The 15,512-nt window shown below is 64.4% G+C and carries 13 protein-coding genes; 6 read left to right on the top strand and 7 right to left on the bottom strand.

The window, feature by feature from the left end; all coding sequences use genetic code 11:
- Positions 1-81: 81 nt before the first annotated feature.
- On the bottom strand, positions 82-615 hold the full coding sequence (locus LB568_RS00065) for a hypothetical protein (RefSeq protein WP_224728672.1): 534 nt from the start codon (positions 613-615) through the stop codon (positions 82-84).
- A 460-nt stretch (positions 616-1,075) separates the two neighbouring features.
- Between LB568_RS00065 and LB568_RS00060 the strand changes: the two genes are divergently transcribed.
- Both LB568_RS00060 and LB568_RS00055 read left to right on the top strand, forming a co-directional pair.
- A complete protein-coding gene (locus LB568_RS00060; RefSeq protein ID WP_224728671.1) occupies positions 1,076-3,079 on the top strand; it encodes a PhoX family protein in 2,004 nt (667 codons plus the stop codon).
- A 131-nt stretch (positions 3,080-3,210) separates the two neighbouring features.
- Complete coding sequence (locus tag LB568_RS00055) at positions 3,211-3,435, top strand: hypothetical protein (RefSeq protein WP_023779944.1); 225 nt, start codon at positions 3,211-3,213, stop codon at positions 3,433-3,435.
- Positions 3,436-3,463: 28 nt separating this feature from the next.
- Here LB568_RS00055 and LB568_RS00050 read toward each other — a convergent pair whose 3' ends face one another.
- From LB568_RS00050 to LB568_RS00040, 3 genes are all read right to left on the bottom strand, one after another.
- Positions 3,464-4,138 (bottom strand): GNAT family N-acetyltransferase, encoded by a 675-nt coding sequence (locus LB568_RS00050; RefSeq protein WP_224728670.1) that lies wholly within the window; start codon positions 4,136-4,138, stop codon positions 3,464-3,466.
- Entirely contained in the window at positions 4,135-4,620 is a 486-nt protein-coding gene (locus tag LB568_RS00045) for a MarR family winged helix-turn-helix transcriptional regulator (RefSeq protein ID WP_013892074.1), read from the bottom strand. Before LB568_RS00045 ends, LB568_RS00050 begins: the two co-directional genes overlap by 4 nt.
- 113 nt (positions 4,621-4,733) lie before the next feature.
- Positions 4,734-5,921 carry a flavin-containing monooxygenase gene (locus LB568_RS00040; protein WP_224728669.1) on the bottom strand — a complete coding sequence of 396 codons (1,188 nt, stop codon included), beginning with the start codon at positions 5,919-5,921 and terminating at the stop codon, positions 4,734-4,736.
- 408 nt (positions 5,922-6,329) lie between these two features.
- Here LB568_RS00040 and LB568_RS00035 point away from each other — a divergent pair, with 408 nt between their 5' ends.
- Entirely contained in the window at positions 6,330-7,367 is a 1,038-nt protein-coding gene (locus LB568_RS00035; protein ID WP_224728668.1) for a phosphatidylglycerol lysyltransferase domain-containing protein, read from the top strand.
- A 336-nt stretch (positions 7,368-7,703) separates the two neighbouring features.
- On the opposite strand, the gene LB568_RS00030 is transcribed toward LB568_RS00035, so the two are convergent.
- Both LB568_RS00030 and LB568_RS00025 read right to left on the bottom strand, forming a co-directional pair.
- Positions 7,704-8,465 (bottom strand): ABC transporter permease, encoded by a 762-nt coding sequence (locus LB568_RS00030; protein ID WP_013892077.1) that lies wholly within the window; start codon positions 8,463-8,465, stop codon positions 7,704-7,706.
- On the bottom strand, positions 8,462-9,388 hold the full coding sequence (locus tag LB568_RS00025) for an ABC transporter ATP-binding protein (RefSeq protein ID WP_224728667.1): 927 nt from the start codon (positions 9,386-9,388) through the stop codon (positions 8,462-8,464). The genes LB568_RS00030 and LB568_RS00025 overlap by 4 nt, the downstream gene beginning before the upstream one ends.
- A gap of 530 nt (positions 9,389-9,918) precedes the next feature.
- Between LB568_RS00025 and LB568_RS00020 the strand changes: the two genes are divergently transcribed.
- Together LB568_RS00020 and LB568_RS00015 are read left to right on the top strand one after the other, a co-directional pair.
- Positions 9,919-11,280: a cytochrome ubiquinol oxidase subunit I gene (locus LB568_RS00020; RefSeq protein WP_224728666.1), complete on the top strand. Its 1,362-nt coding sequence runs from the start codon at positions 9,919-9,921 to the stop codon at positions 11,278-11,280.
- A 4-nt stretch (positions 11,281-11,284) separates the two neighbouring features.
- Positions 11,285-12,289 carry a cytochrome d ubiquinol oxidase subunit II gene (locus tag LB568_RS00015; RefSeq protein WP_224728665.1) on the top strand — a complete coding sequence of 335 codons (1,005 nt, stop codon included), beginning with the start codon at positions 11,285-11,287 and terminating at the stop codon, positions 12,287-12,289.
- 25 nt (positions 12,290-12,314) lie between these two features.
- Here LB568_RS00015 and LB568_RS00010 read toward each other — a convergent pair whose 3' ends face one another.
- Positions 12,315-14,903, bottom strand: a complete 2,589-nt coding sequence (locus tag LB568_RS00010) for a helix-turn-helix transcriptional regulator (protein ID WP_224729469.1) — start codon at positions 14,901-14,903, stop codon at positions 12,315-12,317.
- Between the two features lie 224 nt (positions 14,904-15,127).
- Here LB568_RS00010 and LB568_RS00005 point away from each other — a divergent pair, with 224 nt between their 5' ends.
- Positions 15,128-15,400, top strand: coding sequence for a DUF4242 domain-containing protein (locus LB568_RS00005; protein WP_224728664.1), 273 nt, complete (start codon positions 15,128-15,130; stop codon positions 15,398-15,400).
- The last annotated feature ends 112 nt before the right edge of the window (positions 15,401-15,512 follow it).

Here is a 15,512-nt window from a genome sequence, read left to right as displayed (position 1 = left end):
CGAGGTCACCTCCGCCGGGGGCGGCGGAGGTGACATGCGAAGCCGGCCGTTGCCTGTTGACCAGCTTCACAAGGCCCGGATTCACAAAGCCTTAAGACGTTTGACATCGGCCGACGTGGCCGGGCGGTCGACGATCGTTCGGTCGAGCGCATCCTGCATTCTGAAACGGCCGTTCTCGATCTTTTCCGTCAAGCCGTCCGGGTGCTCGACCGTGATCGTGCTGCCATTGATGTCGACCTTGTCGCCGGTCGCGGCGTTGACATGGCTGCCGCTCTGGCCCTTGCCGGAGGCGGCGCCGCCTTTTCCGGAATTGCCGCCGCTATTGCCATTGCCGTTCCCGCTGTTGCCGCCACCACTGTTGCCGCCGCTATTTCCACCACCGTTGCCGCCGCCATTACCACCGCCGTTGCCACCGCCGTTGCCACCGCCATTACCACCGCCGTTGCCACCGCCATTACCGCCGCCATGGCCACCGCTGGCGGCCTGTGCGCTGGCGGCGTCGATTCCAAGGGCGGAGCCGTGAAAGGCAATCTGATAGGGGGCAAGAGTCAGCGCCAGGAAAGCCGCCGATCCGAGCGTCAGCCGTCGGCAACGGGCCGTGATCGATCCGTACATCCTGATCTCCGTCGATTGAGCCGGCGTGCCCATCCCAACGTTGCAGTGCAACCAACATCGCCGAAAGACGTGGTGACCGGAAGCGACCTCCGACCGTTGCGTTTGTCACCCAAGACCTTTGCAAGCGCAAGCTTGGACTAAAGTCCCATATCGCATGCCTGAGAACCCGCCTCGCGGGCAATGGAGCGGCCGCGCCGCGCATCACCGCCGACGGGGAGACAACAGCCGTCGAGCCTGAAGGTCACCTCGAGCGGGAGTGGCGGCGGTGACGGAGAGGACCCCCTTGCCTGGCCGGTTCAAGAACCCATTTCGCGGCTCCCCGGCAGATGCGGACACGGCCGCCTTGCCGGCCTTCGTGGAATGTCGTTAAAAGCGACTTGCCGTGTCACGAAAATGTGACCGGCCGACTGTAAGGGGTCGAAAGACACAAGCTCCAGCCACTCCAAAGCCAGAGGCCCCAATGACCGAACACCGCGCCCCCAACGCCAAATTCCGCACCAGCCTGCTCGAGGAAAACGACGGACCGGCCATCAATCCCACCGACAACCGCACCATGGGCGAGATCATCGCCGCGCGGTTTTCGCGCCGGGGTTTCCTGAAGGGATCGCTCGCCGTCTCGGCGATTGCCGCCACCGTCAGCCCGCTGGCACTTGTCAGCGCCGACGAAGCCCGTGCCGCGGACGGCTCCGCCTTCAAATTCGACGAACTCGAGGCCGGCATCGACGACAAGCACCATGTCGCGCCGGGCTATGACGCCGACGTGCTGTTGCGCTGGGGCGATCCGCTGTTTGCCGATTCGCCGGAGTTCGATCCGGCCAAACAGTCGGCCGAAGCCCAGGCGAGGCAGTTCGGCTACAACAACGACTATGTCGGCTATATCCCGATCGACGGTTCCGCCGAGCATGGCCTGCTGGTGGTCAACCACGAATACACCAATCCGCATCTGATGTTCCCCGGCATCGTCAAGATCGTCGACAAGGACGGCAAGAAGGCGGCCGAAGTGGCGCCGCTCAGCAAGGAGCAAGTCGATGTCGAGATGGCCGCGCATGGCGGCACCATCGTCGAGATCCGCAAGGTCTCGGGAAAATGGCAAGTGGTGCGCGACGGCAAGCTCAACCGCCGCATCACCTCGAACACCGAAATGACCCTGTCGGGCCCGGTCGCCGGCCATGACCGCGTCAAGACCAATGCCGATCCATCGGGCACCAAGGTCATCGGCACCATCAACAACTGCGCGGGCGGCGTCACGCCCTGGGGCACCTATGTGATGTCCGAGGAGAACATCCACGGCTATTTCTCCGGTGAACTGCCGGAGGGCCACAAGGAGGCCGCCAACTACAAGCGCCTCGGCATCCCTGAAGGCGCTTACGAATGGGGCGCGCATTACGACCGCTTCAACCTGGCCAAGGAGCCTAACGAGGCCAACCGCTACGGCTGGATCGTCGAGGTCGACGTCAACGATCCGACCTCGACGCCGAGGAAGCGCACAGCCATGGGCCGCTTCAAGCACGAGGGCGCCGAATCGATCGTCGCCAGGGATGGCCGCGTCGTCTTCTATCTCGGCGACGACGAGCGCTTCGACTATGTCTACAAGTTCGTCACCAAGGGTACCTTCAATGCCAATGACCGCGCCGCCAACAAGGACCTGCTGGACGACGGCACGCTGCATGTCGCCAAGTTCGCCGAGGACGGTTCGGTGGAATGGCTGCCGATCGTCTTCGGCCAGGGGCCGCTGACGGCCGAAAACGGCTTCACCGGCCAGGCCGACGTGCTGATCGAGACGCGCCGCGCCGCCGACCTGCTCGGCGCCACCAAGATGGACCGCCCGGAGGACATCCAGCCCAATGCCGTCAACGGCAAGGTCTATGTCATGCTGACCAACAATTCCAAGCGCAAGGCCGACCAGGTCGACGCCGCCAACCCGCGCGCCGAAAATGCCTTCGGCCACATCATCGAAATATCGGAAGAGGGCGGCGATTTTGCCGCTGCCAAAGGCAGGTGGGAAGTGCTGCTGAAATGCGGCGATCCCTCGGTGGCCGATGTCGGCGCCACCTTCTCGACGGCGACGACGGCCAATGGCTGGTTCGGTATGCCCGACAATTGCGCGGTCGATTCGGCCGGGCGCCTGTGGGTCGCCACCGACGGCCAAGGTCCGAAGGCCACCGGCCGCACCGATGGCCTGTGGGCGGTCGACACGGAGGGATCGGCGCGGGCGACCTCGAAACTGTTCTTCCGCGTGCCGATCGGCGCCGAGATGTGCGGCCCGCTGTTTGCGCCCGACGACCAGACCGCCTTCGTCGCCGTCCAGCATCCGGGCGACGGCGGCGAGGACTGGGACGCGTTTGGCCGCCCATCCTATTATGAGGATCCCTCGACCCGTTGGCCCGACTTCAAGCCCGACATGCCTGTACGGCCGGCGGTTGTCGCGATTACGAAACAGGGCGGCGGCAAGATCGCCGTCTGATATCAGGCGCCGGTTTGCAATTGCGGGATGGGCCTTGGCGATCCGGGGCCCATCCGGCCTGAACCGTTCAAGCCTCGGGAAAGATTGGCAATTTAGGAATGGCGCCCTAACTCTTCCTTCAGGAGACCGCCATGCCTAAGTCCGTTTATGACCGTGGCCTGCTCAAACCCGATGATATCGCCAGGCTGCAACGCGTGTTCGACGAGGCCTGCCGACGGCGCGAAGCGCATCCCGAATCCACCGAGGCGCGCGAGTTGGCTCTCACCCTGCTTGCGCTCCACAATGCCGGCATGGTCGACGAGGATATGCTGATGGAAGCCGTCGGTTTCCGGCGGCTGGAACCGAAATCGGCGTGAACGCCAGGGGCCAGGAGCTCTCCTACCCTTAGCGCTGAACGACCGCCACATTGATCGTGCTTCTCGGTTTGAAACCGATGGACTCGTAGAGCTTTATCGCGCCGGCATTGGTGACGTAGGCGTGGAGGTAAGGTATCTCGCCACGCGCAAAAATCCGGTTGGCCACGAACACGGACAATAACCGGCCGAGGCCGGCGCCGCGAAATTCCGGATGCGAACACACGCCGCTGAGTTCGCTGTAGCCAGGCTGCTTCATGCGCTCGCCGGCCATCGCCACCAGCCTGCCCTCAACCTTCACGCCCCAGAAGTCGCCGAGGCTCAGTGCCCCTGACGTGAACGGGCCGGGCTTGGTGAGCGTGGCCAGTGCCAGCATCTCGGCCACATCATCGTGCGTCAGGCGCTGCACGCGCTCATCAGACACGGCCTGCACCGGCGCGTCGGCAAGCATCTGAACGGCGGTCGCCGACAGTGTTGCCGAGAGGCCGGTCGGAAGGACAATCGCGTCGGTCTGTAGCATGATCACGCTTTCGCTTGAATCGACAAGGTCCGCCAATGACTGCAGGCTTTCGGCATCGTCCGCTGCGGTGGCGGCGAAGAGGGCGATCGACGGCGAGTAGCGCCTGGCGAGCTTGCCGCCTTGCGCGAAAGCCCGATGCCGCGTCTCCAGCGCGCTCCAGACGGGCCGGTCGAGAACATGTTTCATTGCGCTGCGCCTTTTTTCACGCGCCGATCGAGCGGGGCCATGGCCAGGCCGTCCTCGATGGCGGCGAGTTGATCGAGAAGCGGCCCCGAAAGATCCCGGCACAGATCCGCGACGGCGCGCTCGATGCGCGGCCAGACGTCCTGCTTCGCAACGTCGACCAGGCGCTGGCCCTTCCTGGTCAGCGAGACCATCTTGCGCCGCTGGTCGCCGTCCGACTGGGTGGCTTCGACCAGGCCCAACTCGGCCAGAAGCGACACGCTTCGCGTCACGCCGGGCTGCGTGAGCCCGAGCGACTGCGCCAGTTCGCCGACAGCCAATGGCCCCAGCCTGTCGAGCGCGGCCAGCAGCGGGTACTGGCTCGACTGAAGCGGAACCTCCAGGCCATCGAGCACGCGCTGCGCATCGGCCTGCAATTGCTCGCCTATGCGCTTCAGCCGGCTGCCCAGGCAGAGATATCCAAGGGATTGCAGAACATCTTCCATGATCAATCCGTTCGATGCATAACCATAACATGTTATATAACATAGCAAGTAAATAAGTCAAGGCGATGGCGGACAGACGAATATCCGACGTTTTTCCGTCGCCTCGACCTGAATCAGCCCGATGCGCCGGATACGAGGGAGGAGCCGGCAATTCGCCTGGCGATCGCCTTGGCCAGTATGGCGGCATTGGCGAAACAGCCGCGAATGCTCGGCCGCATGCCGGTGAACCAGAGGCCCGGCAGTTTCGGATCGGCCTCGCCGCCGTTGAAGAGCGGAACGCCCTTGTTGTCGAGCACGCCGAGATTGCCGACCATGCTCTCCAGCCCGGTGCGGTAGCCCGTCGCGGCAATGACGATGTCGGGATGGACCAGGCTGCCATTGGCGAGGATCACGCCGTCGCGGGTGAACTCCCGTATCGCCGGCACCACGACGATCTTGCCCGATTTGATGGCGTCGACGGCGCCGTCATCGGCGGCGATCGCGGTGTAGTCCGAGGTCAGGCGGCTGACGCCGCCCGACGGCGCGGGCGGCATGCCGAATTTGGTGAGGTCCCCGAAAACCAGGCGCTGTGTCGCCGCGATCACCGCATCGGCTACGCGCAGCGGCAAGCGCGCCATGAGCGGCGAAAGCCGGTGCACGGCAATCTTGCCGATCCGCTTGGGCAAAAGGGCGGGGCCGTTGCGGGCCGACAGCCAGATCGCGGACGTATCCACGTCGGCCAGATGATTGAGCGCGTCGAAGCCCGAATTGCCGGCGCCGACGACCAGCACCTTCTTGCCGGCATAGGTCGTCGCGTCGCCAAAATCCGCCGAATGGACGATCCGGCCGGCGAAGGCCTGCATGCCCTTCCACTGCGGCGTGAAAGGCTGCCTGTCGCGGCCGGTGGCGACAACGACATGACGCGCCAGGCGCGAGCCGGCGCTGGTGCGTACGGCCCAATGATCGCCCCTGAACACGATGGTCTCGACGGCAACGCCAAACTCCACCGGGAGGCGGTTCGCCTCCCTGAAATCGTTCATGTGGCGGATGACGACGTCCCTCGGCGGAAAGGCGGGCGTATCCGTGGGATAGGCAAGGCCGGGCAGGGCGGAGAGATCGCGGTGGGTGTTGAGACGCAGCTGCCGGTGCCGCCGATGCCAGGGCTCGGCCAGCCGGCTCTCCTTTTCCAGGATCGACGTCGGCACGCCGGCCTTCATCAAAGCCTGTGCGACAGCCAGTCCGGCGGCGCCGGCGCCAATGACGATTGCCGGCTCGACCGCCGCCACCTGTTCCATCATCTGTCTGGTTGTCGTATCAGCCATTCATTCTTCGGTCCCATTCAACCACTATAGCATCCCCGTAACGCTCGCAGGGCGCTGTAACCGTCTGATCGCGGGCAGGATCCCCCGATACAGCGGATCGGCAGCGATTTTCGAGGCCCGCGCCAAGCCGCAGCTACGCTCCGGAGCTTTCCACCGCCACGCCGGCCGGAGCCGATTGCCGGCTTCTGTCCCAATACATCGCGCCCTATATGGCATATCGGCGGCATCGGCGATAATCAGGTCGCGGCAATGTGATTGATTCGAGGTCCGGGGGCGGATCCCGTTACCGACGCAGGAATACGAAACCGGCAACCGATTTCGGCTTCCCGCGAAAAAACAAGGCGCCGTGGCGCGTCCTGCGTGTCGACAGACACGTCGCGCCACAGACGGCACGCGGAAATCTCGACCATGCCCTCCTTGCGGATCTATTTCGACAAAATCCTCGAGGGTGCCTCGCCCAAGGTCGAGCGCCAGGAACTGACGCATGTCGAACGCCTGGCGATCGTGCGCCGCCACGGCGACTTCTCGCTCGCCTATTCCACCGCCGTGCAAGCGAAGCTCTCCTATTTTGGCGACGCCGACGGCTACATCGCCTTCGGCACCAAGATGAAGCATCATTTCGCGCTTGGCGACCCGGTGGCGGCGCCGGCCCGGCGGCCCGACTACATCAGGCGCTTCGTCGAGACCGCCGGCGACCCGTGGTTCGTGCAGATCGGCGAAGAGACCGCACGCGTGCTGGCCGGGCTCGGCTACAAGGTCAACCGGCTGGGCATCGACACTCGCCTTGTCCTGCCCGAACATGATTTTTCCGGCAAGCGCAATGAGACCGTGCGCTATTCCGAACGCTGGCTTTTAAAAAAGGGCTTTTCGTTCGACGAGGACAAACGCACGATCCATCTCGACGAGATACAGCGGCTCTCCGACAATTGGCGCGGCGACCGCATCGTCAAGCGCTGGGAAATGGGGTTCCTCAACCGTCCGTTTTACGATCAGCTCGGCACCGACATGCGCCGCTTCGTCCTGCATGGCCCGGACGGCGACCTTATTGCGTTGCTCGATTTCGATCCGATATGTCGCGACGGCAAGGTCATCGGCTACACCACAGCCTTCAAGCGCAAGCATATCGATGCCTCGCCGCACGCCGAGATCGGCCTGACCAAATTCGCGGTCGACCGTTTTCGCGAGGAAGGCATCTCAGTGGTCACGCTTGGCCTGTCGCCGCTTGTCGACGTGATCCCGAGCGGGTTTGCCGAAAGCGATTTCTGGCGCAACACCTTCCAGCGCGCCTATTCGTCGCCATGGGTCAACCGCCGCAGGTTCAACCTGCAGGGCCAGGCGGCCTTCAAGCGCCGTTTCCATGGCGTCGAAGAGCCGGTCTATGTCGCCTTCCGCAAGGGGACCTATATCGAGATGCTGGGGCTGCTGCGGCTGGTCAAGGCCATTTGAACTCTACAGGGCTTGGGTTCCTCGCCCTCACTTCGGTCTACGCTATGCACACATCTTCTGTAATTGGCGTGGCTGATCGGGCCGAGGCTTGATTGCCATGTGGTTCCCCCAATCCGTCGCTGCTTCGCAGCGCCACCTTTCCCCCCTCCGGAGGGAAAGGAAGGGAGCTTCGCTGGACGAGCGTTGACAGCAAAAAGCTTGGCGTCCTTCCTCTCCCCCGTCGATCGGGGGAGAGGTGGCTCGGCGAAGCCGAGACGGAGTGGGGGTCGACCAGCGCAGCATAAGACAATGCATTCGCCAGGCCGCCATGCACGCTATCGCCAAACACCAGCCGCCTCAGTTCCTGAGCCGATAACCCGTCCGGAAGATCCAGGCGACGATCGCTATGCAGACGGCCAGGAACACCAGCGTCATGCCGAGGCTGACGCCGACCGAGACGTCGGCCTTGCCGTAAAAACTCCAGCGGAACCCGCTGATCAGATACACCACCGGGTTGAACAGCGTGATCGTCTTCCAGATGCCGGGCAGCATGTGGATCGAATAGAAGCTGCCGCCGAGGAAGGTCAGCGGGGTGACGATCAGCAGCGGCACCAGCTGCAGCTGCTCGAAGCTTTTAGCCCAGATGCCGATGATGAAGCCGAACAGGCTGAACGTCACCGCCGTCAGGATCAGGAAGGCGAGCATCCAGAACGGGTGTTCGATGTGCAGCGGCACGAACAGCGAGGCGGTGGCCAGGATAATCAGGCCGAGGATGATCGATTTGGTGGCCGCGCCGCCGACATAGGCGATGACGATCTCCAGATAGGAGACCGGCGCCGACAGAAGCTCGTAGATCGAGCCGACGAATTTGGGGAAGTAGATGGCGAAGGAGGCGTTGGAGATCGACTGCGTCAGAAGCGACAGCATGATCAGGCCCGGCACGATGAAGGCGCCATAGCTGATGCCGTCGATTTCGGTGATGCGCGAGCCGATGGCCGAGCCGAAGACGACGAAATAGAGCGATGTCGAGATGACCGGCGAGACGATGCTCTGCAGCACGGTGCGAAAGGCACGTGCCATTTCCATCCGGTAGATCGCCCATACCGCGCGGAGGTTCATGCCTCCCTCCTCACCAGATTGACGAAGATCTCCTCGAGCGAAGAGTTTTGCGTGTCGATGTCGCGGAACTGGATGCCGCCAGCCTCGAGGTCGCGGATCAGCGAGGCGACGCCCGGCCGCTCGGCCTGGTTGTCATAGGTGTAGGTCAATTGCGCGCCATCCGGCGACAGCTCCAGCGCATAGTGCGAGAAGGCTTCCGGGATCGTCGCCAGCGGATTGCGCAGTTCCATCACCAGCCGCTTGCGGCCGAGCTTGCGCATCAGTTCGGCCTTGTTTTCGACCAGGATGATCTCGCCGCGGTTGATGACGCCGACACGGTCGGCCATCGCCTCGGCCTCCTCGATGTAGTGGGTGGTGAGGATGATGGTGACGCCGTCCTCGCGCAGGCGGCGCACCATCGCCCACATGTCCTGGCGCAATTCGACATCGACGCCGGCGGTCGGCTCGTCGAGGAACAGGATGCGCGGCTCATGCGACAGCGCCTTGGCGATCATCAATCGCCGCTTCATGCCGCCCGAGAGCGTGATCGCCTTGGCGTCCTTCTTGTCCCACAGCGACAGGTCCCGCAGCACCTTCTCGACAAAGGCGTGGTTTGCCGGCTTGCCGAACAGGCCGCGGCTGTAATTGACCGTCGCCCAGACGCTCTCGAAGGCGTCGATGGTCAGTTCCTGCGGCACAAGGCCGATCAGGCGGCGCGCGGCGCGGTAGTCCTTGCCGATGTCGTGGCCGTCGACGGTGACCGTGCCGGTCGAGCGGTTGACGATGCCGCAGACGATCGAGATCAGCGTCGTCTTGCCGGCGCCATTGGGACCGAGCAGCGCGAAGATCTCGCCGCGCTGGATGTCGAGATTGACTTCCTTAAGCGCCGTGAAGCCGGTGGCGTAGGTCTTGGAGACCCCGGAAATGGACAGGATGGAGGGCATGGGTGAAAAAGGCTGCTTGAAAGAGGTTCCCTGATATAGGCCGAATGTCGTTGCGTGCAACCGGAAGTCAATGGCGCTGCTGACAGTTCTGGACAAAGACGCGCCGTCGCATTGGCCTCCCCTTTGTTTTTCTGCACGTCGTTCTCCCAAACCGAGACCGTTTTGGGGCGGCATGCATTGGCAAGACAGTGCCGGCCCGGGCGAGCCAGCAGTGGATGCGGCTGGACAGTGCCTGTTCGTGCGAAAGGAGCTTCCGGTCCAACACTCGCTGGCTGTTCTTGACGTAGAATTTGCCGTCAGCCGCCAGCTTGCCAAGCGCCGCCGATCGGCGTGTGCGCGAAGCCGTGATCAGTCTGAAGATGCGCAAGTTCGCGCACGCGCCTGGCGAGGTACCGGAAACGATGGCGTAGAGCCGCATGCGTCATATTGGCGGGGCGCTGCGGCGTTCCGCCTCGCGGCGGGACGCCGCTTTGACCGACCGGCGCGACGGGCCTATCCTTCGCGAATATTGGAAGCAGCCGGAGCCTGCCATGGACCCGCTCATACTGTCGCGCATGCAGTTCGGCGCGAATATTTCGTTCCACATATTGTTTCCCGCGATCACCATTGCGCTTGGCTGGGTGCTGCTGTTCTTCAAGCTGCGCTACAACGCGACCAATGATTCCGCCTGGATGCGGGCCTATTTCACCTGGGTGAAGGTGTTCGCGCTGTCCTTCGCCATGGGCGTGGTCTCGGGCGTCACCATGAGCTTCCAGTTCGGCACCAACTGGCCGGGCTACATGGAAACGGTCGGCAACATCGCCGGGCCGCTGCTGGCTTACGAGATCCTCACCGCCTTCTTCCTGGAGGCGGCCTTCCTCGGCATCATGCTGTTCGGCTTCCGCCGCGTGTCGAACCGCATCCACACGCTGGCGACGGTGCTGGTGGCCGGCGGCACCACCGTCTCCGCCTTCTGGATCATCGCGCTCAATTCCTGGATGCAGACGCCGACCGGCTTCGAGATGATCGACGGAAAGGCGCACGCCGTCGACTGGTGGGCGATTGTCTTCAATCCGTCGATGCCATACCGGCTGGTGCACATGCTGCTGGCGTCTGGCCTGACAGTGTCGTTCCTGATCGCCGGCCTGTCGGCGCTGCGTTACCTCTACGGCGATCGTTCGGAATCGATGTGGAAGGCGTTGCGCACCGGCGTCTTCACCGCCGCGATCCTGATCCCGATCCAGATCCTTGCCGGCGACCAGCATGGGCTGAACACGCTGGAACACCAGCCGCAGAAGATCGCCGCGATGGAGGCCAACTGGAACACCGGGCCCAACGTGCCGCTGGTCCTGTTCGCACTCCCCGACGAGACGGCAAAGGAGAACAAATTCGAGATCACGATTCCGGATGGGGCGAGTCTGATCTTGCGGCACTCGACCAGCGGCGTGGTGCCGGGGCTGAACGACTATCCCGGCAATCATCCGCCGGTCTTTCCGATCTTCTGGAGCTTCCGCATCATGGTCGGCACCGGCATTTTGATGCTTGTCGTCTCGTGGTCGGCCGCCTTTTTCCTCAAGCGCCGCCACAGCCTGCCGAAACCGCTCGCCTTGCTGATGGTGCCGATGGCGCTGTCGGGCTGGCTGGCGACGCTGGCCGGCTGGTACACCACAGAGATCGGCCGCCAGCCCTGGCTGGTGACGGGCGTGCTGAAAACCGCCGATGCCGTCGGTCCGGTCGCCGGCAGCCATGTCGCGCTGACGCTCGCCATCTATCTCATTCTCTACGTGCTTTTGCTGATCGCCTATCTCGGCGTGCTGGTGCATCTGGCGCTGAAGGCGGCAAAGGACGGCGATAGATCGCCGCTGCCGGGCGTGCTCAACGCACCGATGTCGCAGCCGGCGGCGGGGGAGTAAGAAAATGACCTACGACTGGCCAACCCTGCTTCCCCTGATCTTCGCCGGCCTGATGGGCCTCGCCATCCTGATCTACGTCATCCTCGACGGTTTCGATCTCGGCATCGGCATCCTGTTCGCAGCCGCCGAGGATGCCGAGCAGGACACGATGATCGCCGCGATCGGTCCGTTCTGGGACGCCAACGAGACCTGGCTGGTGCTGGCCGTCGGCCTGCTGCTGGTCGCCTTTCCGATGGCGCATGGCGTCATCCTGACCGCGCTCTACATCCCGGTGTTCGTGCTTCTGGTCGGGCTGATCCTGCGCGGCGTAGCCTTCGATTTCCGCGCCAAGGTGCCGACCGAGCGCAAGCACCGCTGGAACCGTATTTTCTTCCTGGGATCCATCATCGCCTCCCTGGCTCAAGGCTATATGCTGGGCGTCTATGTGCTCGGCCTCGATGTCGGCCTGGGCGGCATGGCGTTCGGCGTGCTGGTGGCTTTCTGCCTGGCCGCCGCCTACGCGGCGATGGGCGCGGCCTGGGTGATCTACAAGACCGAAGGCGAGCTGCAGAGGAAGGCGGTGCGCTGGCTGCGCACCGCGCTGGTGCTGACCGCGCTCGGCATGGTGGCGGTGTCGCTGGCGACGCCGTTTGCCAGCCCGCGCATCTTCGACAAATGGTTCGTCTGGCCGCAGATGCTGTATCTCTCGCCGCTGCCTATCCTGTCGGCGCTGCTGTTCCTGTGGCTGTGGCGGCAGACCTTCCATCTGCCCAAGCCCGACGACCGCCATGCGCTGACGCCGTTCCTGACCTTGGCCGCGATCTTCATGCTCGGCTTTGCCGGCCTTGCCTGGTCGTTCTATCCGTTCGTGGTGCCCGACAAACTGACCATCTGGCAGGCGGCCTCGGCGCCGGAAAGCCTGGCCATCATCCTGGCCGGCACCGTGGTGGTGCTGCCGATCATCATCTTCTATTCCTTCTATGCCTACCGCGTGTTCGGCGGCAAGGCGACGGATTTGACCTACGACTGAGGCACCGTTGCCGGTTGCCACAGTTTCAGATCAGTCCGGAATCGCGTGCCGCCGCCGTCGCCTCGCCACGGGAAATGGCGTCCAGTTTTCCCAGAACCGCCGAGACATGGTGATCGACCGTCTTCGGCGAAATGGCGAGGTGCTCGGCAATCCGCTTGTTGGAGAGGCCGCGCTCGATCAGTTGCAGCACTTCCATCTGGCGCTGCGTCAGGCCGGCGCTGTTGGCGCGCGTGGTCTGGCGCGGACCGCGCGCGATGTTGTTGACGCCGTTGCGCCGCATGATCTCGCGTACCTTGTGGGCCACCGCCCCGGCGCCGAGGCGCTCGAAAATCTCCAACGCCGACCGCTGCGCCGGCTCGTCGCCCTGCATAAGCGCGAGCCCGCGCTCGAAGGAAGCGCCCATTCCGGCCCACAGATCCGCCGCCCCCTTCCAGTCGCCGCCCAGCAGCATCCGGTAGGGCTCGGCCATGCCCGTGGTGTCGCCGGGGTCGCAATCCGGCGCCAGCACCTGCCGCCAGCAGGCCAGTTCGGCGAACACGGCCCGCGTCGGCGACAGGCTCTCGGCCGCGTCGATCAGGTCCAGCGCCTCATCCGTGTCGGCTTGCCCGAGCCATGCCCGCTCGGCCATCAGCAACGCATAGGGCGCCAGCCTTTGCAGTTCCCCGCCCCTTTCCAGGAAGCGCATCATCTCCTCGAAGAGCGGCCCGGTGCCGGGGTCGCCGCGCCGGACCCGCAGCTTGGCCAGCGCCACCACGGCGGGATAGCGCACAAGAGCCGTCGCCTGGTCATTGGCAAGCAGGTCGAGCGCCTCGGCCTCCGCCAAATCCCATTGTCCCTGACGCAGCCGCAGCTGGGCCAGCACGCCGCGCATGTAATCGCGCCAGGTGACGAGGTCGTTTTCGACGCAGTAGTTGATGCCGCGCTCGAGCAGGGATCGCGCCTCGCTATAGCCGAGCTGGTTCATCTCGACACAGGCGCTGTTGGTGAAGGCGCGCGCCGCGTGCTCCTGAAAATTCTGCTCGATGGCGATTTCGAGGCTTTGGGCGAGGCGCTGGCGGCCGCTGGCCAGATCCAGCCATTGCTCGGCGGAGCCGACATTGTTGAGGGCGTGGCAGAAGATGTCGGGCCGGTCCAGCAGCCCGGCCAGCTTGATCGCCTTGTCTCCCAGCGACAATGCCTCGTCGAGCCTTTCGGACAGCATCGCCAGCTGCGAGAGATTGGAATAGGCCATCGCCAGTTCCGGGCCGGCGGGCGCGGTCTCCAGCAACGCGACCGCCTGGGCGCCTAGCAGATCCGCGGTCTTCCGATCCCCGAGCAGATAGGCGAAGCGCGACAGGCATCTGAGGCTGTTGCCTTCCTTCAGCACGTTGCCCAGGTCGCGCTGCAGCTTGCGCGCGTGTTCCTGCGCCGCGATGGCGTCGTCGATGCGGCCGATCAAGTGGCATTCGAAGGCATATTGCTCGTAGAGCGCGGCACGCTCTTCGGCTGGCAGGCCGTCGGCCTGGCGCAAGGCGACTTCATAGTAGCCGGCGGCGTCGCGATGGGCGCCAACCCTCGACGCCTCGCGCGCGGCGAGCGGCGCCAGCTCCCGCACCACTTCGAAATTGCTTGCCTCGACCGCGTGATGCACCAGACGCGCAGTGGCGATGTCTCCCCTTTCGAGCAGCGCCGACAGAGCCCGCTGGTTGAACTGCCGCCTGTGGCTGGTCGTCAGCGTCATCTCGATGGCGCGGCGGGCGATCTCATGGCGGAAAGCATAGGCATCGCCCAGATCGTCCAGCAGCCCGTTCGACACGCATTCGGCCAGCTGGCCGGCGCTGGCGACGCCGCACAGGCCCTGCAGGGCCCACGCGTCGGCACGGCGCGGAAACACCGACACCGCGTCCAGCATCGAACGCGCGCCGGCGGACAGGCGCTCGGCGCGCGCCAGCACGGCGTCGCGCACACTGGCGGGCGGCATCGTCTCGTTGTCGGCGCACAAAAGCTCGGTGACGAAAAAGGCGTTGCCGGCGGTGGCCCGATAGATGGCCTCGCCATCGCGCCCGGCGCTCGCGGCCAGCGACCGCACCGCGGCCTCGCTCAGCAACGGCACCTCGATGCGGGTAATGCTACCCGCCGGAATTTCGCCCAGCGCCCGGCGTACGCGCATCTGGCCTTCGCTGCGGTCGGTGCGCGCCGTCAAGAGCAGCAGGACGTGGGTGTTGGCAATCCGCCGGCCGAGGAACCTGATGAAATCGAGGGTCGCGTCGTCGGCCCAGTGCAGGTCCTCGATCACCAGCAATGTCGGCCGGCCCTTGCTCTCGAACACTGCGAGGGCGTCGGAAAACAGGGGCAGTCTTTGGCCCTGCCGGGCGTCGATCGCCTGCGGCAGCGGCCATTGCGCCTCGCGCGCCAGATCGTAGAGCGGGCCAAGCGGATCGGGGATCGACAGGTCCTCGCACGCGGAGCGCAAGATGCGCGCCCGCTCGCCGGCCTCGGCGATAAAGGCCTCGACAAGCGCCGATTTGCCGGCGCCCGCCTCGCCCGACAAGACCGCTACGTGGCCGTGGCCGCGCATGGCTTCCGCCAACAGGCCGTCCAGGTGCTCCAGCTGTGTCTGCCGTTCCAGAAGCATCATCATCCGCTCGATTGTGGCCTGATTTGCCGTCGTGTCGCGTTCAGCCGCCACTATAGGTGGGTTCGGTATCCGCTGTGTGGCTCCGACAACCAACGTTGCAAACATGGGGAATCGTCCCGGCAAATATGGGGAATGGTTCCGATGCGCGGGTTTGGCGAGCGTGATCAAAGGCCCCAGCGCTCGAAACCGAGTGTCAAATCCATGAAAAAGGGAAACCCGATATGCCTCGCTATGTTGTTGAACGTAATTTTCCGGATGGTCTCAACGTGCCGATGAATGAAGCCGGCGCCGATGCGATGGGCGGCGTCATCATGCGCAACGCCGAGAAGGGCGTCACCTGGGTGCAGTCCTTCGTTTCGGCCGACAAGAAGCAGAGTTTCTGCGTCTATGACGCGCCCTCCCCGGAGGCGATCCGCGCCACCGCCCAGAAGAACATGCTGCCGGTCGACAAGATCACGGAGGTGCGGGTTCTTGACCCTTACTTTTACCGTTGATCCCGACAATGAGCATCCAACTGCCCTTCGCGGTTATGGCGGCTTGCCTGACCACGCGTCCAGAGAGGTGTGGGCGGCCTCGAGGCCGGTCGGACGCGGCCCATTACTGGGC

The organism is Mesorhizobium sp. B263B2A (genome assembly GCF_020165775.1).
Lineage (GTDB): Bacteria > Pseudomonadota > Alphaproteobacteria > Rhizobiales > Rhizobiaceae > Mesorhizobium > Mesorhizobium opportunistum.
The sequence above is the reverse complement of the archived record's forward strand: the minus strand, read 5'-3'. Positions and strand labels throughout refer to the sequence as shown.